Annotated in this window: 23 protein-coding genes and 1 pseudogene; all 24 read left to right on the top strand. The window is 72.6% G+C overall.

Annotated elements, in window-relative coordinates:
* Positions 1-13 precede the first annotated feature (13 nt).
* A pseudogene (locus ACZ63F_RS18220) lies at positions 14-261 on the top strand (transposase); the annotation flags it as partial.
* 896 nt (positions 262-1157) lie between these two features.
* A complete protein-coding gene (locus tag ACZ63F_RS18215) occupies positions 1158-1979 on the top strand; it encodes a DUF6879 family protein (RefSeq protein ID WP_450755188.1) in 822 nt (273 codons plus the stop codon).
* 89 nt (positions 1980-2068) lie between these two features.
* Positions 2069-2338: an acyl carrier protein gene (locus tag ACZ63F_RS18210; protein WP_450755190.1), complete on the top strand. Its 270-nt coding sequence runs from the start codon at positions 2069-2071 to the stop codon at positions 2336-2338.
* A 33-nt stretch (positions 2339-2371) separates the two neighbouring features.
* Entirely contained in the window at positions 2372-3658 is a 1287-nt protein-coding gene (locus tag ACZ63F_RS18205) for a beta-ketoacyl-[acyl-carrier-protein] synthase family protein (protein WP_469712154.1), read from the top strand.
* A complete protein-coding gene (locus ACZ63F_RS18200) occupies positions 3655-4848 on the top strand; it encodes a beta-ketoacyl synthase N-terminal-like domain-containing protein (protein WP_450755194.1) in 1194 nt (397 codons plus the stop codon). The genes ACZ63F_RS18205 and ACZ63F_RS18200 overlap by 4 nt, the downstream gene beginning before the upstream one ends.
* Positions 4849-4853: 5 nt before the next feature.
* Positions 4854-5915, top strand: coding sequence for a beta-ketoacyl synthase N-terminal-like domain-containing protein (locus tag ACZ63F_RS18195; protein ID WP_469712153.1), 1062 nt, complete (start codon positions 4854-4856; stop codon positions 5913-5915).
* 161 nt (positions 5916-6076) lie between these two features.
* Positions 6077-6829 (top strand): alpha/beta hydrolase, encoded by a 753-nt coding sequence (locus tag ACZ63F_RS18190; protein ID WP_469712509.1) that lies wholly within the window; start codon positions 6077-6079, stop codon positions 6827-6829.
* A gap of 74 nt (positions 6830-6903) precedes the next feature.
* The gene (locus tag ACZ63F_RS18185) at positions 6904-7878 is read left to right on the top strand and encodes an acyl-CoA thioesterase (protein WP_469712151.1); all 975 of its coding nucleotides are present in this window, start codon (positions 6904-6906) and stop codon (positions 7876-7878) included.
* Positions 7875-9086 carry a beta-ketoacyl-[acyl-carrier-protein] synthase family protein gene (locus ACZ63F_RS18180; RefSeq protein ID WP_469712150.1) on the top strand — a complete coding sequence of 404 codons (1212 nt, stop codon included), beginning with the start codon at positions 7875-7877 and terminating at the stop codon, positions 9084-9086. The genes ACZ63F_RS18185 and ACZ63F_RS18180 overlap by 4 nt, the downstream gene beginning before the upstream one ends.
* Positions 9083-10180 carry a beta-ketoacyl synthase N-terminal-like domain-containing protein gene (locus ACZ63F_RS18175; protein ID WP_469712148.1) on the top strand — a complete coding sequence of 366 codons (1098 nt, stop codon included), beginning with the start codon at positions 9083-9085 and terminating at the stop codon, positions 10178-10180. The genes ACZ63F_RS18180 and ACZ63F_RS18175 overlap by 4 nt, the downstream gene beginning before the upstream one ends.
* Positions 10164-10979 (top strand): SDR family oxidoreductase, encoded by an 816-nt coding sequence (locus ACZ63F_RS18170; RefSeq protein WP_450755206.1) that lies wholly within the window; start codon positions 10164-10166, stop codon positions 10977-10979. The genes ACZ63F_RS18175 and ACZ63F_RS18170 overlap by 17 nt, the downstream gene beginning before the upstream one ends.
* A 59-nt stretch (positions 10980-11038) precedes the next feature.
* Positions 11039-12154 carry a beta-ketoacyl synthase N-terminal-like domain-containing protein gene (locus tag ACZ63F_RS18165; protein ID WP_469712147.1) on the top strand — a complete coding sequence of 372 codons (1116 nt, stop codon included), beginning with the start codon at positions 11039-11041 and terminating at the stop codon, positions 12152-12154.
* A gap of 65 nt (positions 12155-12219) precedes the next feature.
* The gene (locus ACZ63F_RS18160) at positions 12220-12483 is read left to right on the top strand and encodes an acyl carrier protein (RefSeq protein ID WP_469712145.1); all 264 of its coding nucleotides are present in this window, start codon (positions 12220-12222) and stop codon (positions 12481-12483) included.
* The gene (locus ACZ63F_RS18155; RefSeq protein WP_450755212.1) at positions 12480-12899 is read left to right on the top strand and encodes a 3-hydroxyacyl-ACP dehydratase FabZ family protein; all 420 of its coding nucleotides are present in this window, start codon (positions 12480-12482) and stop codon (positions 12897-12899) included. The genes ACZ63F_RS18160 and ACZ63F_RS18155 overlap by 4 nt, the downstream gene beginning before the upstream one ends.
* Positions 12896-13399, top strand: a complete 504-nt coding sequence (locus ACZ63F_RS18150; protein ID WP_469712143.1) for a 3-hydroxyacyl-ACP dehydratase FabZ family protein — start codon at positions 12896-12898, stop codon at positions 13397-13399. Before ACZ63F_RS18155 ends, ACZ63F_RS18150 begins: the two co-directional genes overlap by 4 nt.
* A 12-nt stretch (positions 13400-13411) precedes the next feature.
* Complete coding sequence (gene fabG / locus ACZ63F_RS18145) at positions 13412-14185, top strand: 3-oxoacyl-[acyl-carrier-protein] reductase (RefSeq protein ID WP_469712142.1); 774 nt, start codon at positions 13412-13414, stop codon at positions 14183-14185.
* A complete protein-coding gene (locus ACZ63F_RS18140) occupies positions 14182-14928 on the top strand; it encodes a DsbA family protein (protein ID WP_469712140.1) in 747 nt (248 codons plus the stop codon). Before fabG ends, ACZ63F_RS18140 begins: the two co-directional genes overlap by 4 nt.
* Positions 14929-15096: 168 nt before the next feature.
* Positions 15097-18678: an AMP-binding protein gene (locus ACZ63F_RS18135; RefSeq protein WP_469712139.1), complete on the top strand. Its 3582-nt coding sequence runs from the start codon at positions 15097-15099 to the stop codon at positions 18676-18678.
* Entirely contained in the window at positions 18675-20498 is a 1824-nt protein-coding gene (locus ACZ63F_RS18130; RefSeq protein ID WP_469712137.1) for an acyl-CoA dehydrogenase, read from the top strand. Before ACZ63F_RS18135 ends, ACZ63F_RS18130 begins: the two co-directional genes overlap by 4 nt.
* Positions 20495-20767 (top strand): acyl carrier protein, encoded by a 273-nt coding sequence (locus ACZ63F_RS18125; RefSeq protein ID WP_469712135.1) that lies wholly within the window; start codon positions 20495-20497, stop codon positions 20765-20767. Before ACZ63F_RS18130 ends, ACZ63F_RS18125 begins: the two co-directional genes overlap by 4 nt.
* 4 nt (positions 20768-20771) lie before the next feature.
* On the top strand, positions 20772-21755 hold the full coding sequence (sbnA, locus tag ACZ63F_RS18120; RefSeq protein ID WP_469712134.1) for a 2,3-diaminopropionate biosynthesis protein SbnA: 984 nt from the start codon (positions 20772-20774) through the stop codon (positions 21753-21755).
* Between the two features lie 6 nt (positions 21756-21761).
* Complete coding sequence (locus tag ACZ63F_RS18115) at positions 21762-23111, top strand: condensation domain-containing protein (RefSeq protein ID WP_469712133.1); 1350 nt, start codon at positions 21762-21764, stop codon at positions 23109-23111.
* 142 nt (positions 23112-23253) lie between these two features.
* Positions 23254-24252 carry a 2,3-diaminopropionate biosynthesis protein SbnB gene (sbnB, locus tag ACZ63F_RS18110; protein ID WP_450755230.1) on the top strand — a complete coding sequence of 333 codons (999 nt, stop codon included), beginning with the start codon at positions 23254-23256 and terminating at the stop codon, positions 24250-24252.
* 98 nt (positions 24253-24350) lie between these two features.
* Positions 24351-24569 (top strand): MbtH family protein, encoded by a 219-nt coding sequence (locus ACZ63F_RS18105; RefSeq protein WP_450755231.1) that lies wholly within the window; start codon positions 24351-24353, stop codon positions 24567-24569.
* The last annotated feature ends 34 nt before the right edge of the window (positions 24570-24603 follow it).

The raw sequence follows: 24603 nt of genomic DNA, 5'->3' as shown, positions 1-24603 counted from the left end.
GGAGGAGCACGCGATGGCCTTGTCCCAGTCTGAGCTGATACGGCCGCTTGAGTCATTACGTCGGGCCGATGGGGTTGAAGCACTCAGGGTGGTGTGCAAGCGCATCCTGCAGGAGCTGATCGAGGCCGAGGCCACCGAGGTGATCGGCGCCGCGCCGCGTGAACACTCCGAGACGCGCACGACCTGGCACAACGGCGGCACTCAAGGAGCGGCCGCTGGACCACACTCGGAGGCGACTCAGTCCCGAGCGTGAGGAGAGGGCGATCCGATGCCTGGCATTCAGCCGGACCGTTCGGCGATCTCCGCCGTGGCACCAAGTTGCACCGATCCCTCTGCTGGAGGCCGGGGTTGCCGCCAGACCGCGCATGGGTGGTCGGCCGCATCGTGGAGCGGATTGTGCCGAACGGAAGAAGATCCAGGTCGGACCTCTGCTTCTGTGGCACAGACTTCTCACAGTTAATTCGGAATTAGGGATTCCCCTGTCAGCGTGCTGCCAGCGCAGCTCCCTGCATTCATTTTTCGTGGCAATTTCTGTCCTGTGTCGATGATAATTCATGGATGGCCGGTGGTGATTCCGGTCTGAAAGCCGAAAGCAGTCCTTGCCTTAAAGGGGAGTTCTTCATATGCGGAAGGGTCTACCGCGCGTCGTCGGCATCGTCCCCGCCCTTGTGGTCGCGGGTGTCTTGAGTATGGTGAGTGTCTCTGTGGCGAGGGATGCTCTGTCGGCGCCTGCTACCGCTCAGGACCCGATCTGGGGTGCCTTATCGGTCGATTCGGACACTCCGGGCGCTCAGGGCGACCCCATATGGGATTGATATTCAGCCAGTGATGACCGAGGGGGCCCACTCCATTGGAGTGGGCCCCCTCGTGCTGTTCCGCTCCCCCGGCGTCGCATATTCGTTGCGGATTCGTTGCCGTTCGAACATGATGTTCGGGCGTGTGTGATCCACGGGGGAGGAGCGCGGATGCTTGATCCATTGGGCCTGTCACCCCATGTGTCCGAGATCTACCGATCCATGCTGAGGAATCCCGAATGCAGCGTAGATGAACTCGCGGCCTCGCTGGGATGGTCGCGGGAGTTGGTCCGTTCCGTGCTGGACGAATGTGCCCGCCTTTCTCTCGTAAAACCTGCCTGGGGCGCACCGGACCATCTCCGCGTGGTGAGTCCGGAGGTCGCTCTCAAGGCGCTTCTGGCGCAGCAGGAGAGCGAGCTCCTGGAGCGGCAGCAGCAGCTCGCGGACGCGAGGACGGAAGCAACCCGGTTCATCGACGACTACAACGCGGCCCAGCAGGACCTGCGGGGCGCGGTGATCGAACGGCTCCGTGGCCTTGAGGAGATCAGGCTCCGCATCGAGGAACTGACAGGGAAGTGCAAGTCCGAGCTTCTCGCCTTCGCGACCGGGGGTCCGCAGAGTGAGGCCAGCCGCCTGGCCAGTCAGCCCCTCACCGAGAACCTGGCCGCACGAGGTGTGGTCATGCGCAGCATCTACCTGGAGAGCATCTACAACGACCCGGCGACGGTGGAGCATCTGCGCTGGCTGCGCTCCCACGGCGATGAGGTGCGCACCACGGCCGCGCTGCCGTGCCGGATGCTGGTGTTCGACCGCACCCACGCCGTGGTGCCCACCGATCCCGACGACTCCGCGGCCGGGGCTCTCGTCCTGAACGGCCGTGGCGTCATCGTCGCGCTGTGCGACCTGTTCGAGCGCGCCTGGGCGAACGCCGTCCCGTTCGCCGGTGGCCGGCCGCAGCCAAGGGAGCGCGGCGACGGGGAGCTGACACCGCAGGAGAAGACCGTTCTGCAGTTGCTCGGCGAGGGACTGACGGACGAGGTCGTCGCCCGCAAGCTGGGCGTGTCCGTGCGCACCGGGCGCCGGATCACCGCTGAACTGATGAGCCGGCTCGGCGCCCGCAGCCGTTTCCAGGCGGGGCTGCGCGTGGCCCAGCTGGGCTGGGTCGACGAAGCAGAGGCCGTATAGGCCGGGTATAGCCGCCCATTCCACTCTCGACCCATCACACGGATGGCTCAGTCGCCGGAACCCGGCACGGATCCCTCATTGGAGTCGAGATGACCAACGCGAGCGTGACGAACGGCCCTGACGCTGCCCGCAAGCAGGAGATCAAGGAGATCGTCTGCGACATTCTCGAGATCGACGAGGACGAGGTCACCGAGACCAGCCTCTTCAAGGAGGAGCACGACGCGGACTCGCTGCGTGCCATCGAGATCCTCGCCGCTCTGGAGCGGACCCAGAAGGTGACCATCGACCAGGCCGAACTCAGCCGCATGGTCAACCTGGAAGGCGTGTACGCGGTGGTGGCCGAAGCCGCCCAGCGCTGATCGCCGTCCCGACCGCCAGATGGGTGAGCTTCGATGAACGCTTCGATCAGTACGGACGCACGAGGTCAGAGCGAGTCCCGGGGCCCGCGCCGTGGGACCGGCGGACGTCGGGTGGTGATTACCGGTCTCGGTGTGATCACCAGCATCGGCATCGGGGTTGAGGCCTTCACCGCCGGGCTCCGTGAAGGACGCAGCGGCGTCAAGCCGATCAGCGCGTTCGACACGACGGGATTCGCCCACGCCAACGGCTGCGAGGTCACCGACTTCGAGCCTGGGCGCTGGATCACCCGGCAGCACCCCGAAGAGCTGGGCCGGGCGAGCCAGTTCTCGGTCGCCGCCGCCCGGATGGCGGTCGAGGACGCGGGCCTGACCGCGGCGGACGTGCGCTCGCGACGGTCCCTGGTGTCCGTGGGCACCACGGACGGCGAGTCCCGCGACCTGGACCAGCTCGTCGCCGCGGGGCTGGAGACCGGTCCCGAGGAGTACGACCCTGGCGTGGCCCGGCGCGTTCCGGCCGGCCGTCTGTCGGCTGGCATCGTCCGCGAACTCGGCCTTGAGGACGTGGAGGCAGTGACGATCCCGACCGCGTGCGCGGCCGGCAACTACGCGGTCGGCTACGGCTACGACGCCCTGCGCAGCGGCGACGTCGACATCGCCCTGTGCGGTGGTGCCGACGCCGCGTGTCGCAAGACGTTCACCGGTTTCTACCGGCTCGGCACGGTCGCCCCCGAGGTCTGCCGTCCCTTCGACAAGGACCGCGAAGGCATCCTCACAGGCGAGGGAGCGGGCATCCTCCTCATGGAGAGCCTGGAATCCGCCCTCGCCCGTGGGGCAGGGATCTACGCCGAGGTCCTGGGCTACGGGCTCGCCTGCGACGCCCTGCACCCGGTCGCCCCGGACCGCGACAGCATCGCGCGGACCATGGAGATCGCCCACCGTAACGCGGGCGTGACCCCGGACCAGATCGACTTCGTCTCCGCCCACGGCACCGGGACCAAGGCGAACGACATCACCGAGGCGGGCGCTATCCGCCAGGTCTTCGGTGCGCAGGCCATGCCGCGCACCGTCTCCATCAAGTCGATGATCGGCCACAGCATGGGCGCGGCCAGCGCCGTCGCGGCGGCTGCCTGCGCGCTGGCGATCACCGAGGGGTTCATCCCGCCGACGATCAACCACCGGGAGACCGACCCCGAGTGCGCCGTCGACTGCGTGCCCAACAAGGCCGTCGAGGCGGAGCTGAACGTGGTGCAGAACAACGCCCTGGCGTTCGGGGGCAACAACGCCGTCCTGATCCTCGGTGCGTACCGGAGCGCGGCATGAGCTGGATCGTGACCGGGACGGGCGCCGTCGCGAGCATCGGCGGCAGCGTCCGGGAGATCTTCGACTCGCTGGTCGCCGGCCGCAGCGGTCTCGCACCGCTGCGCGGATACAACCACGACAGGTTCCGTGCCCGGATGGCGTACGAGATCGACGACCGTCCGGAGCCCGGCGTGGACGTGCCGTTGCGGGCGACGCGCTGGCTGGAACGAGCCGTCGCCGCAGCCGCGGCGGACGCGGGCCTCGGGGACGACCTGTCGCGCGTACCGGTGCTGGTGGGCACCACCCTGCGCGAGTTGCGCTCGGTGGAGCTGTCCTGGCGGGACGGGATCCCCTTCGACGCGTCCGACCTGCACTTCGGAACCATGCTGCGGCGCCGCTTCGGCGCCGCGGACACCCACACCGTGGCCAACGCCTGCTCGGCCTCGCTGTACGCCCTGGCGCTGGGCGCGGACCTGCTCGACCTGGGTGAGGCGGACACCGTCGTCGTCGCCGGCGTCGACACCATCACCGAGAGCACCTACGGGCTGCTGGACCGCTGCTACCCCGAAGCACCCGACCGGGTGCGGCCGTTCGACCGGGGCCGGCGCGGGATGCTGCAGGGCGAGGGTGCCGCGGCCGTGGTGCTGCGCAGGGAGGCCGACGGTCCCTGCCCCGCGCCCCGGGCGCACGCCAGGCTGCGCGGCGTCGCGGTCAACTGCGACGCGTACCACCCCTCGGCACCCGACGCCAAGAGCATCACCACCGTGATCCAGGAGGCGCACCGGCGCTCCGGCGTGCGACCCGCGGACATCGACCTCGTCATGCTGCACGGCACCGGCACGCCGCTGAACGACGAGGCCGAGTCCACCGCGCTGGGCTCGGTGTTCGCGGGGCTCGCCCCGTCGCCGTACATGACCGCCATCAAGTCGATGACCGGCCATACCGCGGGTGCCTCGGGGCTGCACAGCCTGGTCGCGGCCGTCGACGTCCTGCGCACGGGCATCGTCCCGCCGACCGTGTACCTCGACGACCCCGTGGCTGCCGTGGCTGGCTTCCGCCTGGTGCGTGGCACCGCCGAGCGGCCGCGGCAGCCGCTGCGGCTCGCACAGATCGATTCGTTCGGGTTCGGCGGGCTCAACGCCGTGGCGGTCGTGGAGCGGATCGAGGACCCCGGTGGCAGCGCGGGGCATCCGGAGGGAGCGGACCAGTGAGGCCAGTGAGGAGCGTACCCACGGCGCACGCCGTGATCACCGGACTGGGCACCGCCGTTCGCGGGCTTATGGGACCGGAGGGCCTGCTCGAGCCGCTGCCCCCGGATCACCGCCGGGCGGCGGACCCGGTCTCCCGGCTCAGCGGACGCGGCCTGCGCTACAAGGACCGGGCCACCAAGCTCGCCATGGTGGCGGCCCGGGACGCGCTGCGCGCGGCCGCACTCACCGACGACGCCGGCGGCCTGAGGGTCCCGGGCGAGAGCGTCGGCGTGAGCGCGAGCACCAACTACGGCAACGTCGACACGGTCTGCCAGACCGTGCGGACGATCGCTGACGACAGCTACCTGGCGACCAGCCCCATGATGCTGCCCGCCACCTCCAGCAACGTCGTCGCCTCCTGGGTCGCCATCACCCACGGGTTGCGCGGCGCCAACCTGACCCTGTGCAACGGGCCGACCTCCGGTCTCGACGCCGTCAACTGGGCCCGGCTGATGATCGCTTCGGGCCGGGTCGAGCGGATGCTCGTCGTCGGGGTCGAGCCCGACAACCCGGCCGTGCGCCATGTCGCGGACGCGCCCGGAGCGGACCCGGACGACATGAGCGGCGCCCCCGACCTCTTCGACGGTGCGGTGGCGCTCGTGGTCGAGTCACCCGCGTCTGCCGAGGCCCGGGGCGTGCGCCCGCTGGCCGCCGTCGGCCCGTACGCGCGCCGGGGCGGCCACGCCGACGCGGTCGCCGAGGTGCGGGGCCGGTGGCCGGGCACGGTCGGGCTGTGGTGTGTACCCGAGCACCCCGACGGAGTACCTGCCCCCGCGCCGGGTCTCGGCGCGGCGGTGGGAAGCGTCCCGGTCTGCGACCTGTCCGCGCTCCACGGTGCCTCGTCCGGCGCGCATGGCGTGCTGCAGTGCGCGGCGGCGGCCGTCTGGCTGGACGGCCGCGGCGGAGCGGACGACGTGGTGCTCGTCAGCGCGGGCACCGGTGACGCCGGCGGGCAGGACGCCGGCGCAGCTCTGATCCTGACCGTGCCGTACGCCGTCGCGCCCGGGCTCGCGGGCAGTGCGCGATGAGGGCGCAGGGCTCGCCGGACGGGGATACCAGAGTTGCTTCGGCCGGTTCCGCCGGTTCGGAGGGCGCGGCCGGACCCGGTGGACTCCTGGGGCCGGGTGGGCACCGTGTCGCCGTCGTCCGCCGACGACGCCCGGCCCGGGCCGCCGGGCCGCCGGTGCGGATGCTGCTCCTGCACGGTCTGGCGGGCAGTACGTCCGTGTGGCGCGCCTACGACCGGCTGGCGCCGGACGGCGTCGAGATCTGGGAGGCCGTGCTGCCCTGGGGGGCCGAGGGCGACCCCGGGTGGAGCCTGCGGGACGACCCGTCGGACCACGTGGAGCACGCCTTGAACGGGGTGCCCGGCGGGGTGGACGCGCTCGTCGTGCACTCCTTCACGGCGGGGCCCGCCCTGGACGTACTCGCCCGCCGGGCAGCCGGGCGCGGGCCGGGGGCCGTGGTGGTGGTCGCCCCGTTCCACCGGCGCAGTCCCGCGGACTTCGGCTGGGACGACGCCCAGTACTACCTCGGCGGCTTCCACCGCATCCTGGAGGAGGGGCTGCGGATCGGCGCGGGAGACCGCATCTCGCCCGAGCTGCGCAGCGCCATGGCGCTACGGGTGCGGGACCGGATCGGGCCGTACGGCTGGCAGCAGTTCTTCGGCGCGTACCTGCGCAGTCCCTGGCTCGACGTCGACGCGCTCCGCCTGCCGGTGCTCGTGCTGGCCGGCGCGGACGACTTCGCCGCCCCGCCGGACGACGCCCGGGCGCTGGCCGCGGCCCTGCCCGATGGCAGGTTCCAGCTCTTCGGGGACTGCGGCCACTTCGCGATGGCCGAACAGCCGCAGCGCTTCGCGGACGCGGTGCACGGCCTGCTGGGCGAGGTCTTTCCCGGCCTCGCCGGCGGTACGGCGCTCCCGGCCCGCGCCGCCTCCTGACCGATTCCCTCCCCGCTCCACCCCGCTTCCCCTCCCGCCTGCCAGTAACTCCACCTCTACGCACCGGAGTCGCCGTGACCACGCACCCCGCCGACCTCGCCGCCTCGGTCCTCGCCCTGAAGGAGCCCAGCCGACTGGAGATCCGCCCCCGCTACGAGGGCTCCAACATCTGCACCTGGATCGGGTTCAAGCACGTCAACTACCTCGTCGAGGAAGCCGTCCTGAACCACCTCAGGCAGGCCGGGATCGCTCCGGGCACCATCTACGAGGTGTACGGCCTGTGCACGGACATCGTCGACATCGACACCCGCATCCTGCACGCCTTCCACATCGACGACACGGCCGTCGCCGAGGTTCGGCCGCACCGCAGGGCGAAGGACGGCGAACTGCTCTTCGCCGTCACGCTGCACGTGCGGCGAGAGACCGAGCTCAAGGCCGTCACCTCGACCGTCCGGGTGCAGCTCCGCCTCGACCCGCGAGGCGGTGGCGCGGAGCCCGTCCCGGCCCCGCTCGCGCCTTTCGCTGTCGACCGGCTCGCCGCCGAACCCGGCTGGGAGTCGGAGCCGGTGGCGGCGGACCTCTCCGCCGACGACCTGGTCAAGGAGCTGACGGCGGGGCGCAACGCGTACGCCTGGAGGTTCCGGATCCCGTACTGGTACTGCCACTTCACCGAGCGCCAGCAGATGTCCGGCTACCTGCGCCTGATGGAGGAGGCCAAGGACCGCTTGGTCGCCGACCGCGGTGTGTCCATCAAGACGCTCCTGGACGAGCGGAACTGGATCCCGGTGGTGCCGCACTCGCGGATCACCGTCCTGGACGAGGCCCGTATGGAGGAGGACCTGTACGTGGTCCTCACCGTGGAGAGCGTCTTCAAGGGGTTCACGTACGACTCCCGCATGGACACCTACGTGGTGCGCGACGGCACGCTCGTGCAGACCGCGACCGGCCGGATCACCCACGGTTACGCGGTGATCGAGAACCGCCGCGACTGGTCCCTGGTGCCCTTCGACGACCGTATGAACGCGGCCCTGGAGGGCCGGACGGCATGAACCGCGAGGTCGAGGTCGTGGTCACCGGGGTCGGCGCCGTCACCTGCCACGGTGCCGGCGCGGACACGCTGTGGCAGGCCATGACGGCGGCCGGTACCCGCCTGCCCGACCGGCCGGCGGACCCGCTCGCCCGGATGGACCTGCCGCTGATCGGCCTGGTGCCCGATCCCGACCTGACGGCCGAGCGGGCGACGCGGTTCGCCTCGCTCGCCGCCGCCGAGGCGCTCGCGGACGCCGGGCTCGACGCCGCGTCCCTGGCCGCCGCCCGCACGGCCGTGGTCGTCGGCAGCTGCATGGGCGAGCCGGGGTCCAACGAGCGCGGCCGGGGCGGCGGGGGCTGGCTGCCGCCGTTCCGCCTCGCGGCGGCGCTCGCCGCCGAACTTGGGCTGTTCGCCACCGTCCACGACGTCGCCAACGCCTGCGCGGCAGGCGGGTACGCCCTGGGCATCGCGGCGGACCTGGTGCGCGCGGGCGAGGCGGAGGTCGTGATCGCCGGTGGCTCCGACCCCTACTCGCGCGTCGCGCTCGGCTGCTTCAACCGGCTCGGCGCCGTCGACCCGGAGCGCTGCCGCCCCTTCGAGAAGGACCGCGCCGGCACGGTCTTCGCCGAGGGCGCGGGCATGCTCGTCGTGGAGTCGGCCGACCACGCCCGGGCCCGGGATGTCCTGTCCCACGACGGCGGCACACCGCAGGGCCCCGGCCGCGTGCTGCGGCTGACCGGGGTCGCATGGAGCTGTGACGCCGACCATCCGACCGCTCCCCGGTCCGACGGCGAACAGATCGTCCGCGCCATGCGCGAGGCCCTGGGGAGCACGGCACCCGAAGTCGGCTGCGTGGTCCCGCACGGCACCGGCACCCGGCTCAACGACGTCCTGGAGAGCCGCGCCCTGCACCGGGTCCTCGGCCCGCGTGCCGCGCGCGTGCCCCTGTACAGCCTCAAGGCGCTGCTCGGTCACACCGGCGGCGCGTCCGCCGCGCTGGCGGCGGTCGCGGCGGCGCAGATTCTGCGGCACGGCGTGATTCCGCCGAACGTGCCGCTGAAGGAGCAGGACCCGGAGTGCGAGGTGCTGCTGCCGCAGTGCGAGGCGGTGCCGCTGCCCGCGACGGCCCGCCGGGTGCTGGTCAACGCGTACGGGTTCGGCGGGAACAACGCCTCCCTCGTGCTGGCCGGCGGACCCGGACCGGACGACGGGGGTGAGCCGTGGTGAGCACCGGGTATGCGGCTCCGGCCGAACTGGCCGTCACCGGTGTGGGGGTGGTCTCCCCGTGGGGCGACGCCCCGGAGACGGCCGTGGCGGGCGGGGCCGCGGCGTCCCCGGACGCCGAGTGGTTCGACCACCGGGCGCGGCTCGGTCCGCGCGGCTACAAGTACCTGCCCGCGGCCGCCCGGTACGTCCTCGCCGCAGCCCGTGCCGCGCTCGCGGACGGCGGGTGTCCCGAGGCGTATCCGGCGGACCGGCGTGGCCTCCTGCTCGCCACCAACGCCGGGCTCGCCGGTCTGTTCGACAGTATGGACGCGACCGTCGCCGCCGAGAGCGCGGCCGGTATCCCGCCCGCTTCGGCGCCGTACTTCGCGGTCAACGTCCTCGGCAACCGGCTGGCCGCCGAACTCTCGATGAACGGCTTCGCCCTGACCGTCGCCACCGCCCGTACGGCTGCCCTGGACGCCCTGTCCACCGGCGCGCTCGCCCTGGCCTCGGGCCGGTGCGACACGCTGGTGCTGGCCGCGGCCGAGGAGCCCGTTCCGGCCGCCCGCGGAGGCGGGGGCGAGACGGGCGCCGTGGCGCTCACGCTGGAGCCCGCCGCCGCGGCCCGGGCCCGGGGCACCGAGGTGCACGCCACCCTGTGGACCCGCTCGCTGTTCCTACCGCCCCCGGCGCTGGAGGCCACGCACGGGCGGGCCCGCGCCGACCGCGCCCTCACGGCGGCGCTCGCCCGGCTGCTCCCGGCGGCAGACCCGCCCCCGACCGTCCACCTGGACCTGGACTCCTCGGCGGTCTCCGAGGCGGTGGCCGCGGCGGTCACCGGCATCCCCGTCCAGCAGCCGCAGCCGCACGCCGCGGGCCCGCACCCGGACGGGCCGCCCGAGGCCCACGACCCAGCCGGGCCCGGACGGCCCCTGCCGCCGCGCCGGACCGGCTGCCTGGGCCCCGCCCTGGCCCTCGCCCGCGCCGTCACCGCGCGGGCGGGCGGCGACCGGCTCGTCGTCTGCGCGACCGGCGCCGGTCATGTCGCCCTGGTCCGCGTCAGCCCCGTATCGCCCCACCAGACACAGGAGTCACAGCATGCTGAAGCCGCTTGAAGGGAGCTGGTGCCTGGTCCTCGGGGCCTCCAGCGGTATCGGCCGGGCCATCGCCCTCGGGCTCGCCGCCGAGGGTGTCAACATCGCCGGGGTGCACTTCGACACGGCGGCGCGCGCCGAGGAGATCGAGGAGCTGGTCGCCGAACTACGCGCGCGGGGCGTCGAGACGCACTTCTTCAACGCCAACGCCGCCGCGCGCGCCACCCGCGAAGGGCTCGTCGCCGAGCTCGCCGAACTGACCGGCGCCTCGGGAGGCATCCGCATCCTCGTCCACTCGCTCGCCTTCGGCAGCCTGATGCCCTTCCTTCCGCGCGACGGCCGGCAGCAGCCGATCGCCGCACGGCAGCTGGAGATGACCCTCGACGTCATGGCCAACAGCCTCGTCTACTGGACGCAGGACCTGTACGCCGCCGGGCTGCTGCGCACCGGCTCCAAGGTTTACGCGATGACCAGCGCCGGCACCTCGCAGCACCTGCCCAGCTACGGTGCGGTCTCCGCGGCCAAGAGCGCCCTGGAGTCCCATGTCCGCCAGCTGGCCTGCGAGTTGGCGACCAGCGGTATCGCGGTGAACGCCCTGCGTGCGGGCACCACCGACACCCCCGCGCTGCGCCGCATCCCCGAACACGCCGGCTACCTGGAGCGCGCCGCCGAGAACAACCCGCACGGCCGTCTGACGCGCCCCGAGGACGTCGCGGACGCCGTCGCGCTGCTCTCCCGGAGCGAGTCCTCGTGGCTGACCGGCAACACCATCGGCGTGGACGGCGCGGAACTGCACGCCGCCGCCGGTGCGTGGGGCTGAGCCCCGCCGCCCGTTCCCCTACGACTTCCACCGACTTCCACCTTCTGGAGCAGACAGCGATGAGTCTCAGTCCTGCCACCGGGGCGGACCCGGACACCCTGGTCGTATCCGGCTGGTCCGCGGTGTCGCCGTACGGGCGCGGCGCCGAGCCCTTCACCGAAGGCGTACGGGACAACCGTCCGGCGGTGCGGGCCGCCGACGGCACGGCGGACCTCGGCCCGTACGAACGGGCCGGCCGCGTACCGGACTTCGACCCACGAGCCGTGCTGGGCCGCAAGGGGACCCGGGCGATGGACCGCGCCACCGCCCTCGCCGTCGCCACCGCCGGGCTGCTCCTGGAACAGGCCGGCCCGGGCCTCGCCCAGGACCACCCGGAAGCCGTGGGCATGGTGCTGGGCACCGGGCACGGCAGCGTGCAGAGCATCATGGACTTCACCCGGGACTCCCTGACCGGCGAGAGGCCCTTCCACGTCGACCCGGCGCTGTTCCCGAACACGGTGATGAACAGGGCCGCCGGCCAGAGCGCCATCTGGCACACGCTGCGCGGCCCCAACACCACCGTGGCGGGCGGTGCGGTGACCGGTCTGCTGGCGCTCAACTACGCGACGCGGCTGCTGCGGCAGCGGCACTGCGAGGCCGTGCTGTGCGGCGCCGTCGAGGAGTTCTCGACCGAGCGCGCCTGGCTGGAGTACCGGGCCCGTACCGGCGGGCCGCACCGGCAGCCCGCCGGGCCGCTCGGTGAGGGCTGCGCGCTCTTCCTGCTCGAACCGCTCGCCAGGGCCCGCGCCCACGGCCGCAGCGCTCTCGCCGTACTGGGCGGTGCCCGGTTCATCGCCTTCGCCGACCCCGAGCGGGCCGACGAGGCCCTGGGACGGGCCGTCACCGAGGCCCTCAAGGAGGCCGACGTGCGCCCTGAGGAGGTCGGCCTGCTGGTGCCCTCGGACAGCGGCGGACCGCTGGGCGCCCGCGAGGACGCGGCACTCGCGGGCATCTTCGGCGAGCACCGGCCGGACCGGCTGCGGCTGCGCAGACTCACCGGCGACTGCGGTGCGGCCTCCGCGTCGCTCCAGCTCGCCGCGGCCCTCACCGCGGAAGCGGACCGGCCGGTACTGGTCACCTCCCTCGACCCGGACGGCCAGACCGGCGCGGTCGTCCTGCGTACCGGCACCAGATGACGCCGACGTACCCCCGCGTCGCACCGCCCGTACATCCACCACCACCGAAAGGACGCGTGCACACCATGGCCGACATCACCACATCCGGGCTCGACAAGGAGCAGCTGCGTCATCTGGTGGCCGACGTCCTGGATCTGGACGTGGCCGAGGTCACCGACGACGCCCACTTCATGGACGACCTGGACGTCGACTCCCTGATGGCACTGGAGATCACCGTGCGCCTGGAGAAGGAGTACGGGGTGCGGCTCGCCGAGACCGAGCTGGCCTCGATCAGCTCCCTCCAGGCCACGTACGACCTGCTGGAGAGCAAGCTGCGGGAGACACGGTGAGCGCCGCTTCGCCGCTGGGCGATCTGGAGACGATCCGCACCGGCGCCGAGGGCTCGGCCACCGTCTTCGAAGCCCCGGTGGACGACGACCCCGTTCTCGCCGGTCACTACCCCGGCTTTCCGGTGCTGCCCGGCGTGTTCCTCATCGAGGCCGCGGACCGCACCGTGCGCCAGTGGGCCAGGACCAACGTGCCCGCGGCGGACGGCGCCGACGTCGAACTGGTCGCCATGGACCGCTGCCGTTTCCATCGGCCCGTCTTCCCGGGCGACCGGGTCCTGTCCGACGTGTCCGTCGTCGACAACGCGGCCGGGCTGCTCTTCAAGGCGGCCGTCGCCACCAACCGCGGCAAGGTCGCCGACATCCGCCTGCGCTACCGCGTGCGGCACCAGCACGACCAGGAAGAGGACACCCCGTGACCGGGTACGGCAGCGTCCGGATCAAGAACACCATCCCGCACCGGGGGGAGATCCTCCTGGTCGACCGTGTCACGCGGGTGGTGCCGGGCGAGACCCTGACCGCGCTCAAGGCCGTCTCCGGCAACGAACCCTGCTACGCCCGGCTCGGCCAGGAAGCCGCCCCGGCCGACTACGCCTACCCCACCTCCCTCGTCATCGAGTCGTGGGCGCAGTCCGCGGTGCTGCTGTCGGTGTGGGAGACGCCCAACCCGGACGTGCTGGCCGGGAAGCTCGAACTGGCGGGCTCCATCAACGAGGTGACCGTCGGCGTGCGGGCCTACCCGGGTGACGTCCTGGAGCACCGGGTGCGCCTGGTGAAGTCCGCCGGCGAGACGGCGGTCCTCGCGGGCGAGACGTACGCCGGCGGCCGCGAGGTGCTGCGGATCGGCTCGTTCGTGGTGGCGCTGCGCGACGTCGACGACCTGCGCCCGGCAGCCGACCGCACCGCGCTGAACGTCTGAGGAGGGGACGCAATGTCTGCACAGGACGCACAGGCCGCACAGGCCGCACAGAGCGACAAGGTCGCGCTGGTCACCGGGGGGTCGCGCGGCATCGGCCGGGCGGTCGTCGAACGCCTGGCCAGGGACGGCTACGACATCGGTTTCTGCTACCGCTCCGACGACCAGGCCGCGGCCCTGGTGGAGAAGCAGGTACGGGCGGCGGGACGCCGGGTGCTCTCCCGCCGCGTGGATGTGGCGGACCGGGCACAGGTGGGGGACTTCGTCGCCGCGGCCGAGGAGGAACTCGGCCCGCCGTCGGCCGCGGTCACCTCGGCCGGCATCACCCGGGACAGCCCGCTGGTCCTGATGCCGGACGAGGCCTGGGACGCGGTCGTGCGCACCAACCTCGACGGTACCTACAACCTGTGCCGCGCGGTCGCCTTCCCGATGGTCAGACGAGGCGGCGGCACCGTGGTCACCCTCTCCTCGGTGGCGGGCGTGGCCGGCAACGCGGGACAGACCAACTACTCGGCGTCGAAGGCCGGGATCATCGGTTTCACCCGTTCCTTCGCGAAGGAGGCCGGCCGGCACGGGATACGTGCCAACGCGGTGGCGCCCGGCTTCATCGACACCGACATGACGTCGGTGCTGCCGCCGAAGACGGCCAAGGAGATGCTGGGCCGCATCCCGCTCAAGCGTTTCGGCAGCGCCGACGATGTCGCCTCGCTCGTCTCCTTCCTGGTCTCGCCCGAGGCGTCGTACATCACGGGCCAGGTATTCCAGGTGGACGGCGGCATCGCCCTGTGAGCGCCACGGCCCGTGCGGGCCGCCGCACCAGACGGCCCCCGCGTTTCTACTTCTCGCTGCGCAGCCCGTACTCCTGGCTCGCCTACCGGGACCTGCTCCGGTCGTATCCGCGCACCGCCGCCGCCCTGGAGTGGGTGCCGTTCTTCGAGCCGGACGAGCTGAGCCGGAAGCTGCTGGCCGAGGCCGGCGGCAGCTTCCCCTACACGCCCATGTCCCCGGAGAAGCACCGCTACATCCTCCAGGACGTACGGCGGTTGGCCGCCGAGCGGGGGCTGGCGTTCAGCTGGCCGGTGGACCGGGACCCCGTGTGGGAGGTGCCGCACCTCGGGTACCTGGCGGCGGCCCGGCACGGCCGGGGACCCGAGTACATCGCACTCGCCGCCCGGGCCCGCTGGGAACAGGGGCAGGATGTCTGTGACCGGTCGGTGATCGCCGGGCTCGGCGCCGAACTCGGCTTGGACCCCGAGGAACTGGCCTCCGCCTCCGACGACCTGGAGCTGCGCGCCGAGGGGGTGCGGGTCCTGCTGGAGATACAACGCGACGGTGTCTTCGGCGTTCCCTTCTTCGTGGACCACTACGACAAGTACTGGGGCGTCGACCGGCTGCCCGCCTTCGTCGCGGCACTCGCCGCGACGAACCCGTCGCTCGCGGAACCCCCGGACGACGGCCCGGATGCCACGGGGGGCCCGCTCGCCGCGCCGGAACGGTCCGTCGACGACGGGCACGCCGGGGGATGCGGCTGAGCCGCCCCCCGGGGCCGCCCCTGGGCGCGGACCGCAGATCCGCCCCACCTGCCGTCAGGGCGCCACAAGACCGCGTATAGGAGCCGCATAGCGGACGCCGGTTGGCTGACGCCCGTACCGCTGCTGTGCGAACGCGGCCCGACAGGCCGCAGAGGGTGAGTAATTGGGGTGACCGACTTCGAGAGCTTCGTCAGCGCGCTGCGCCGCAGGGCCGCACAGGAGCCCGCGCACAGCGCCGTCCGCTTCGCCGGACGGACCGAGGAGGACCTGTCGTACGGCGAACTCGACCACCTGGCCAGGGCCTCGGCGCAGTGGCTCGGGCGGCGGACGGCGCCCGGTGAGCGGGTACTGGTCTGCTGCGGCCCGGGCACCGGGTTCGTCCGTGCCTTCCTCGCCTGCCTCTACGCGGGAGCGGTGCCGGTGCCGGTGCCCCTGCCCGGCGGGTTCGGGCGCCAGGAGTCGCGTACCTCGGCGATCGCCGCCGACACCGGGGCCCGGCTGCTGCTGACCGACGAGGCGGGGCTGCCTGCCGTGACCCGCTGGCTGGAGGCCGACCGGGCCGAGCCGCCGGCACTGGCCGTGGCCACGGTGGAGACGGCCGAGCGCGCGGGCGACGCCGGGGCCTGGGCCGAACACCCCGTGGAACCGGGGACGCTGTGCTTCCTGCAGTACACCTCCGGCTCCACCAGCGATCCGAAGGGCGTGATGGTCCAGCACGGCGCGCTCGTGCACAACCTGCGGCTGATGCGCGACAGCCACGGCTGGCACGGCGGCATGACCTGGTGCAGCTGGCTGCCCGCCCACCACGACATGGGACTCATCGCGATGATGCTCGCCCCGCTCCACCTGGGCGGCACCGCCGTGCTGATGCCACCCACCGACTTCCTCAAGCACCCGGTCTCCTGGCTGCGGCTGATCGACCGGCACGGTGCCCAGATCAGCTGCGCCCCGAACTTCGCCTACGACCTGTGCGCGCGGCACCTCACCGAGGAGCAGACCGCGGGGCTCGACCTGTCCCGCTGGACGTACGCGTGCAACGGGGCCGAGCCGGTCGACGCCGCGACCCTGACCCGCTTCGCGGAGCGCTTCGCGGACGCGGGCTTCTCGGCGCGGTCCCTGCTTCCCGGCTACGGACTCGCCGAGGCCACGCTCTACGTCTCGGGCACACCGGCCGACGAGCCGCCGACCGTCCTGCGCGCCGACTCCGCGGCCCTGGCCCGCGACGAGCTGGCCGAAGCCCGGCCGGGAGCGGCGGTGCGGCAGCTGGCCAGCAGCGGTGTGGTGCGCGACCTCGATGTGCGTGTCGTGGACGCCGCGACCGGGACCGAGCTGCCCGAGGGGAGGGTCGGTGAGATCTGGATCCGGGGCGGCAGCGTAGCCCTCGGGTACTGGAACCGGCCCGAAGAGACCGAGCGGGCCTTCCACGCGATGACCGCCGACGGTCACGGACCCTTCCTGCGCACCGGCGACCTGGGGGCGCTGCGCTCCGGGCAGCTGTACGTCACCGGCCGCATCAAGGAAATGATCATCGTGCGCGGGCGGAACCTGTATCCGCACGACATCGAGCGCGAACTGCGCGATGTCGACGAGGCCTTCGCCGAGCTGCCCGCCGCCGTCTTCGCGTGCCGGCCCGGCGACGGCGGTGCCGAGGAGATCGTGGCGGTGCAGGAGGTACGCGGCCGCGGCCGCTCCGCCGGCGAACTGACCGCTCTGGCCCGCACCGCGCGGGCCGGGCTCGCCCGGCGCCTCGGGGTCCGGATCGGCGGTGTCGTCCTGGTCAGGCCGGGACGGATCATCCGCACCACGAGCGGCAAGATCCGGCGCACACAGCTGCGGACGTTGTTCGAGAGCGGCGAACTGGCTTCGCTCCGCGAGGAGTTGTCCGCCGAGCTGCGTGCCGCCTTCCGTGCGACAGGCCCTGGCCCTGCCGGCCCCGGGTACGAGCTGACCGTGCCGCCCACGCCGGCCGGTGCGGACTGGGACCCGCTGGCCCTGGCCAGGGAGCTGGAGGCGCGTCTTGGCGACCCGCATGACGAACGCCGGGAGTTCTCCTACCGGCGGGTCGCGGAGCTCGACCGGACGGAGGCGTTCCCCGATGCCGTCTGCCGGGAGCTGGACGCGCTCGGGGTGCCGCGCTGGTTCGTGCCCGCCGAACACGGGGGCGAGCTGCGCGGCAGCGAGGAGTTGTCGCAGCTGATCAGGATCCTTTCCCGCCGCGACTTCACCTCCGCCCTCGCCCATGCCAAGACCTATCTGGGTGCCGTGTCCGTCTGGGTGGCGGGTCGCAAGGAGCAGGCCGAAGTGCTGGCCGAGCGGATCAACCAGGGTGCCGTGGTCTCCCTGGCGCTCACCGAACAGGCCCATGGCAGCGACCTGCTGGCCGGCGGGCTGCGGGCCGAACGCACCGAGCGCGGCTGGCGGCTCGACGGGGAGAAGTGGCTCATCAACAACGCGACACGGGCCGATCTCGTCTGCGTCCTGGCCCGCACGAGTCCGCAGGGAGGCAGCCGCGGCTTCAGCCTCTTCCTGGTCGACAAGGCCCGCTTGGCCCAGGGCAGTTGGGGCCCGATGCCGCACGTGCCGACGCACGGCGTGCGGGGCGCGGACATCAGCGGCATCGCCTTCGACGGCGCCGAGATACCCGCCGACGCCCTGGTGGGAAGGGAGGGCGAGGGCCTGGAGACGGTCCTCAAGGGCTTCCAGATCACCCGCACCCTGTGCTCCGCGATGTCGCTGGGCATGACGGACCACGCGCTGCGCATCGCGGTCGGCTTCGCCCGGACCCACCGTCTGTACCGGCGCCTACTCGCCGAACTCCCGCACGCCGCGCGCACTCTGGCCGAGTGCCACGCCGACCTGCTGGCCATGGAGGCGGTGAGCCTGGTCGCGACCCGTTCCGCGCACACCTTGACCGAGGAGCAGAGTGTGGTGTCGGCCGCGGTCAAATACCTGGTGCCGACCCTGGGCGACGAGGTGATCGGCGCACTGCGCGGACTGCTCGGCGCCCGGGCGATGCTGGTGGCGGACTTCGCCGACGGCGCCTTCCAGAAGCTGGAGCGGGATCACCGTATCGTCGGCATCTTCGACGGCAGTACGGCCGTCAACCTCAACTCCCTGATCAACCAGTTCCCCGTGCTCTGCCGCGGGTGGCGCAGACGGCTCGCCGACCTGGACGGGGTCGCCGCGGCCGCCCGGCTCGACGGACCGCCGCCCGCCCTCGACCACGGCCGGCTCACCCTGTACGCGCGCTCCGGTGCCGGCGTCGTGCAGTCCCTGCCCGAGGCCGTGCGCCGGGTTCAGGCGGCGGCGCCGCCCTCCGTGGGCGACCGCGCCCGGGCCCTGCTTGCCGTCGCGGACGAGGTGCACGAGGAGATGGCCGCCCATCGGCACAGTGCGCGTGCCGTGCCCGCGACCGCGTTCGCGTCGGCCCGCAGTTACGCCCTGGTGTACGCGGGTGCGGCGAGCCTGCACCTGTGGCTGGAGAACACCGGCACCGCCCGGGCCCGTGGCCTGCTGTGGGAGGACGCCGCCTGGCTGGACGCCGTGCTGGCGCGGCTGCTGCACCGCCTGACCCGGGTGCCCGACCTGGACGACGCCGACGGCCCGGCCCTGGACCGTCTGCTGCCCGCGCTGTCCGCCCAGGCCGAGCAGGGACTGCTGTTCTCGCTGCTGCACTGCCCGCTGGCCGAGAGCGCAACACCGGGCGGCACGGCGACCGACCCCTCCCGTTCGACGAAGGACGCGGCATGACGGACCTGCTGACCACCGGCGTGACCCAGGCACCGGTAGACGGTGACGCCACCCTGGAGCGCATCCGCCGTCTGGAGGCCCTGCTCGGCGACCCGGACGACCCGGACAACCCGCTCGGCCTGCGGGCCGTCCTCGATGCCGACGAGCGCGGGGAGCTGCTGTCCGAAGGGGAGCGGGTGCTGTCCGCGTTCGGGCTCGGGGCCGAGTTCGTCCCGGCCGCCCTCGGCGGACGCTTCGCGCGCGCCGACCGCTTCGCGCTGCTCATGCGGAGCCTGTTCCGGCGGGACTGCAGCCTCGGCATCGGCCACGGCGTCACCAGTTTCATCGCGGGCCTGCCGGTCTGGGCGGACGGCAACGCCGAGCAACAGCGCGAGGCGGCCGAGCTGTTGTGCGGCGGCGGCCGGATCGTCGCCGCCTACACCGAGCTCGACCACGGCAGCGACTTCGCCCGCGTGTCGCTTGCCGCCCGGCCCGCACCCGGCGGCGGTTACCTCCTCGACGGGGGAAAGCAGCTGGTCAACAACATCGGCCGGGCCGAGGCCGCCGTCCTGTTCGCCCGCACCGACGATCGGCCGGGCAGCCGCGGCCACTCGCATCTGCTGGTGGACCTCGACGCGCTGCCCGCCGAGGACGCGGACCGCTCCGCCCGGTACGTCACCTCGGGTGTGCGGGGCTGCCTGCTCGGCTCCGTTGCCTTCGACGACTGTGCCGTCCCCGCCGAGTCGCTGCTCGGCCAGGAGGGCGGCGCCATGGAGACCGTGCTGAAGGTCTTCCAGGTGACCCGGTGCGTGCTGCCGGCCATGGTCGTCGGCGTCGGGGACGCACAGCTGCGCGCGGTCCTCACCTTCGCGGGGGAGCGACGGCTGTACGGGCGGCCGGTGAGCGCACTGCCGCTGCCCCGCTCCGTGCTGGCCGACGCCTTCGTCGACCTGCTGATCTGCGATGCGCTGTCCATGGTCGCCGCCCGGTCGCTGCATCTGCTGCCCGAGGAAGCGAGCGTCCGGTCGGCGGCCGTGAAGTACCTCGTGCCGAAACTGCTGCAGGACAGCTCGTACCGGCTGGGTGTGCTGCTGGGTGCCCGCAGCTACCTGCGCGAAGGCCCGTACGCCGGCTTCCAGAAGGCCGCCCGGGACCTGCCCGTGGTCGCACTCGCCCATGCGAGCGGGGCCGTGTGCTTGTCGAACATCGTGCCGCAGCTGCCGCGGCTCGCCGAGCGGGCCTGGCGGCCGGCCCTGGACCGCCTGCCCTCCGCACCCGCGGCTCCCGAAACACTGTTCCGCCTCCATGACCCGCTGCCCGGACTTGACTTCGCCCGGCTGGAACTGACCGCCCGTGGCGCGGACAGCCTGGCCGGTGTGCTCCCGGAGCTCGCCGACGAGCTCGCCCGGGAGGCGGCCGACCGACCGGAGCTCGCCGAACTCGCCGAACTCGCCGAACTCGCCTCCATGTTCACGGACGGGCTGGCCGACCTGACGCGGCGGGCGGCCGCACTGCCACCCCGGGACCGCACACCAGTGGCAGGACGAGGCGCCTTCCTGCTGGCCGAGCGATACGTCTTCCTCCTCGCGGCCGCCGCCTGCCTCGGCGTGTGGCGGGCGGCCGGTTCCCACGATCCCTTCCTCGCCGATCCGCTGTGGGTCACCGCGGCGCTGCGGCGGCTCGCCGAACAACTCGGCCTGCGCCGCGATCCCCTGCCCGAACCCGCCGTCGAGGCCCTGTTCGAGGAACTCACCGAACGGCATCGAGGCGCCCGCACCTTCGACCTGTTCCGTACCGGGCTCGCCACACAGGCCGGACCCGACAAGGGAGTTGACCGATGACCGAAGCCACTGCCCCGTCCGCCACCGCCTCGCCCGAGGCGATCCGCACCTGGTTGCTCGACCGCGTCGCCTACTACCTTGAGTGCGCGCCGGCCGACATCGACGAGGGCGCGCAACTCACCGAAATGGGACTCGACTCCGTGTACGCGCTGAACCTCTGCGGCGACGTCGAGGACCACTACGGGCTCGTCGTGGAGCCCACCATGGCCTGGGACCACCCGACCGTCGAGGCGATCACCGCGTACCTCGCGGCCGAGCTGGCCCGGTAGACCCGTGCCCGAGAAGACGTTCCCAGGCATTCTGTCGACCGTGGGGAACACCCCACTGGTCCGACTCGAAAGAGTGATACCCCACTTCGGCTCGCGCGTCTTCGGGAAGATCGAGAGATTCAACCCGGGCGGCAGCATCAAGGACCGCTCGGCCCTGGGCATGCTGCTCGGCGCGATCCGCAGCGGCGCGGTGGAGCCCGGTCGCTCCGTGATCGTCGAGTCGAGTTCGGGCAATCTGGCCGTCGGACTCGCCCAGATCTGCCGCTACTTCGGTCTGCGCTTCATCTGCGTGGTGGACGGCAAGACCACCGAGCAGAACCTCGCCATCCTCAGGGCGTTCAGCGCCGAGGTCGAGGTCGTCACCGAACGCGACGACAAGACGAGTGAGTACCTGCCCGTCCGCCTGCGCCGCGTGCGGGAGCTCGTGGCCCAGATCCCGGACGCGTACTGGCCCAACCAGTACGAGAGTCTGCTCAACCCCAAGGCCCACGAGACCACCATGCGGGAGATCGAGGAGAGCCTGGACGGCCGGGTCGACTACCTCTTCTGCTCGGTCAGCACCTTCGGCACCCTGCGCGGCTGCCGCGACCACATCCGGGCGCGCGGGCTGAACACCACCGTCGTGGCCGTCGACGCGATGGGCAGCGCGATCTTCGGGCTGGAGTCCACCCAACGGCTCATCCCCGGACACGGTGCCTCGGTGGCGCCACCGCTGCTGGACTCCTCCGCGGCCGACGAGGTGGTGCACATATCCGACCTGGAATGCGTCGTCGCGTGCCGACGGCTCATCGCCCGGGAAGCGGTGCTCGCGGGCGGTTCGTCCGGGGCGACCGTGGCCGCGCTGTGGAAGATCAGGCACCGCATTCCGGAGGGCTCGAACTGCGTCCTCGTCTTTCCCGACGGCGGCGACCGCTATCTCGACACCATCTACTCGGACACCTGGGTGCGGGAGAACTTCGGTGACGTCTCGCACCTGTGGAAGGACTGACGCTCCATGCTCATCTCGGCGGGGCAGGAGGCGCTCTGGCTTGCCCACCAACTGGACCCGGACAGTTCCGCGTACAACGTCGTGCTCGCCGTACGGCTGCGCGACCGGGTCCGCACCGACGTCCTCCAGGACGCGCTGACCGCGCTCGCGGGCCGCCACGAACTGCTGCGCTCCCGCTTCCCCGGCACCGACGACGGCCCCGTGCGCCTGGTCGAACCGCCCATGACGGTACGCCTGGACGTGCGCGAGATCCCGGGGGCCGACGAGGCCGCGCTGTTCCGGCTCGCGGGGCAGGCCGGCCGGGAGCCCTTCCGGCTCGACCGGTCGGGAGCCTTCCGCGCGGTACTGCTGCGCCGGGCCGCCGACGACGCGGTCCTCGTCACGGTCACCCACCACATCGTCAGCGACGCCACCTCGCAGTGGCTGCTCGTCCGTGACCTCTTTGCCGAGTACGGGGCGCGTACGGGACAGTCCGCGGGGCCCGGACCCGCAGCGGTGACCGGCTGGGACGAACAGGTGCGGGCGGAAAGGGACTACGTGGCCTCACCGCGCGGAGGCCGGGCGGCCGCGTACTGGCGGGCCGTCCGCGAGGGACTCCACGCGGCGGCGCTGCCCACCGACCGGCCACGACCGGAACAGCGCACGCTGAACGGGGCCACACACGAGGTGGTGCTCGACCCGCGCACCACGCGGCGGCTCCGGGAGACCTCCGCACAGCACTCCCTGACCCCGTTCGCCTGGCTGCTCGGCACCTTCCAGGCCGCGCTGCACCGGTCCGGCTGCGGCGACGGCTTCCTCATCGGCTGCCCGGTCACCACCCGCTTCTCGCCCGGCACCCGGGAGGCCGTCGGCTACTACGTCAACGCCCTTCCGGTCGCCGGCCGCTTCACGCCCACGACGACGTTGCTGGAGACCGTCGAGTCCGCACAGGGGCAGCTGCGCACCGGCCTGGCCCACGCCCGCCACCCCGTCGAACTGCTGGCGGGCGGCCCGGCGGGCGGCCTTCTGTTCCGGATCTCCTGCACTCTGGTCGCCGCCGACAGGCTGCCGATCGCGGGCCTGTACGAGGGGCCGGTACGGCTCGGCGGTCTGCGGGCCGAGTTGTGTGACGTACCCCAGCAGGAGGGCCAGCTCGACCTGACCACCGAGATCCTTCAGGACTCCGGCGGCTTCAGGGCGATGCTGCGCTACAACACCGACCTGTTCGACGCCGCCACCGTCGAGCGGTTCGGGCGGACCTGGAGCCGCCTGCTCGACGTCTCCCTCGACGCCCCCGCCACCAGGGTGGCCGACGTCGTCCTCGTCGCCCGGGACGACTTGGAGTTCCTTCTCGCGCTGGGGTCGGACGCGCCCTGAGGCGCGTGGCCGTACGACGCCGAGGCGTACGGGCCGTATAGGGCGCATATAGCGCCGGAACCCACCATCTCCCTGTCATCAAGGCCGTCGTCAAGCCCGTCATAAAGGCTCCGTCCCGCCCGTCCCGCAGAGAGGTAACCCCATGCTGATTCTCCGACGCACCGACGTGACGGACGTCCTGTCCGGCCGGGAGACGGAGATCATCGACCTCGTCGCCGACACGTACCGGCTGCACGACGCAGGGCGGACGTCCCTGCCGCACTCGGTGTTCCTGCGCTTCCCCGAGGAACACCACAGCCGCGACCGCATCATCGGCCTGCCCGCCTACCGCGGCGGCGAGCGGCCGGCCGCGGGAATGAAGTGGATCTCCTCTTTCCCCGGCAACGTGGCCCGCGGGACCGAGCGGGCCAGCGCCGCCCTCCTGCTCAACTCCCTGGAGAGCGGGCATCCGGTCGCGCTCGTCGAGGGGGCGGTGATCTCCGCCAGGCGCACCGCGGCGAGCGCCGCGCTCGCCGCCGCGGAACTCACCGCGGCGCGACCGGTGCCCTCCGTGCTGCTCATCGGCTGCGGCGTGATCAACCTGGAGATCCTGCGCTTCCTCGCGGCGGCGCTGCCCGACCTGCGCGAGGCCGCCCTCTACGACACGGACCCCGCGCGCGCCGAGACGTTCGCGGCCCGCTGCGCCGAGGAGGTGCCCGGGGTCAAGGCCCGCCCGGTGAGCGACCTGGCCGCCGCGCTCGGCGCGCACCGGCTGGTCGCGCTCGCCACCACCGCGGCGACCCCGCACATGGACCTCGCCGCCTGCGGTCCCGACACCACCGTGCTGCACGTCTCGCTGCGGGATCTGACCGCCGAGGCGATCCTCGGCGCGGTCAACGTGGTCGACGACGCCGACCACGTCTGCCGCGAGCGCACCTCCCTCGACCTCGCCCAGCAGGCCGCCGGAAACCGGGACTTCATCGCCGCCCCGATCGGCGCCCTGCTGCGCGGCACTGCCACCCTGCGCCGGGAGCCGCAACGGCCGGTCGTCTACTCCCCGTTCGGCCTCGGCGTCCTGGACGTGGCGCTGGCCGAGTTCGTGCGCGAGGAGGCCGAACGGCGCGGTCTGGGCGTCCGCGTCGACGACTTCCTGCCCGCCTGAGCACCGCCCGGGCGCCGCGCCCGGCGCGGATCCGTCGCACCGCCACCCCGAGCGGCGGCCCGGCCACGGCCGCCGACCGTATCCATGAAGGAGTTCCCATGACCGCCGAGCAGACCGAAGGCCCCCGCCAGCGCGTGGTGTTCAACGACGAGGAGCAGTACTCGCTGTGGCCCGTCGGGCGGGAGCTGCCCGCCGGCTGGCACGCCGAGGGCACCGAAGGCACCCGTGAGGAGTGCCTGGCCCGGATCGCCGAGGTGTGGACCGACATGCGCCCGCTGAGTCTGCGCCGCCGCATGCACGAGTCCTCCGCGGTCTGAAGCCCGCGCTGCCCGCCCGACACCCAGGTCCCTG

It is taken from the genome of Streptomyces sp. NPDC104761, from assembly GCF_055583445.1.
The sequence above is the reverse complement of the archived record's forward strand: the minus strand, read 5'-3'. Positions and strand labels throughout refer to the sequence as shown.

Bases quoted from the DNA above. Each gene is read 5' to 3' on its own strand.
- ACZ63F_RS18210 (WP_450755190.1), top strand. From the start codon at position 2,069: ATGACCAACGCGAGCGTGACGAACGGCCCTGACGCTGCCCGCAAGCAG.
- ACZ63F_RS18205 (WP_469712154.1), top strand. From the start codon at position 2,372: ATGAACGCTTCGATCAGTACGGACGCACGAGGTCAGAGCGAGTCCCGG.
- ACZ63F_RS18200 (WP_450755194.1), top strand. From the start codon at position 3,655: ATGAGCTGGATCGTGACCGGGACGGGCGCCGTCGCGAGCATCGGCGGC.
- ACZ63F_RS18190 (WP_469712509.1), top strand. From the start codon at position 6,077: ATGCTGCTCCTGCACGGTCTGGCGGGCAGTACGTCCGTGTGGCGCGCC.
- ACZ63F_RS18180 (WP_469712150.1), top strand. From the start codon at position 7,875: ATGAACCGCGAGGTCGAGGTCGTGGTCACCGGGGTCGGCGCCGTCACC.
- ACZ63F_RS18170 (WP_450755206.1), top strand. From the start codon at position 10,164: ATGCTGAAGCCGCTTGAAGGGAGCTGGTGCCTGGTCCTCGGGGCCTCC.
- ACZ63F_RS18165 (WP_469712147.1), top strand. From the start codon at position 11,039: ATGAGTCTCAGTCCTGCCACCGGGGCGGACCCGGACACCCTGGTCGTA.
- ACZ63F_RS18160 (WP_469712145.1), top strand. From the start codon at position 12,220: ATGGCCGACATCACCACATCCGGGCTCGACAAGGAGCAGCTGCGTCAT.
- fabG (WP_469712142.1), top strand. From the start codon at position 13,412: ATGTCTGCACAGGACGCACAGGCCGCACAGGCCGCACAGAGCGACAAG.
- ACZ63F_RS18130 (WP_469712137.1), top strand. From the start codon at position 18,675: ATGACGGACCTGCTGACCACCGGCGTGACCCAGGCACCGGTAGACGGT.
- ACZ63F_RS18125 (WP_469712135.1), top strand. From the start codon at position 20,495: ATGACCGAAGCCACTGCCCCGTCCGCCACCGCCTCGCCCGAGGCGATC.
- ACZ63F_RS18115 (WP_469712133.1), top strand. From the start codon at position 21,762: ATGCTCATCTCGGCGGGGCAGGAGGCGCTCTGGCTTGCCCACCAACTG.
- sbnB (WP_450755230.1), top strand. From the start codon at position 23,254: ATGCTGATTCTCCGACGCACCGACGTGACGGACGTCCTGTCCGGCCGG.
- ACZ63F_RS18105 (WP_450755231.1), top strand. From the start codon at position 24,351: ATGACCGCCGAGCAGACCGAAGGCCCCCGCCAGCGCGTGGTGTTCAAC.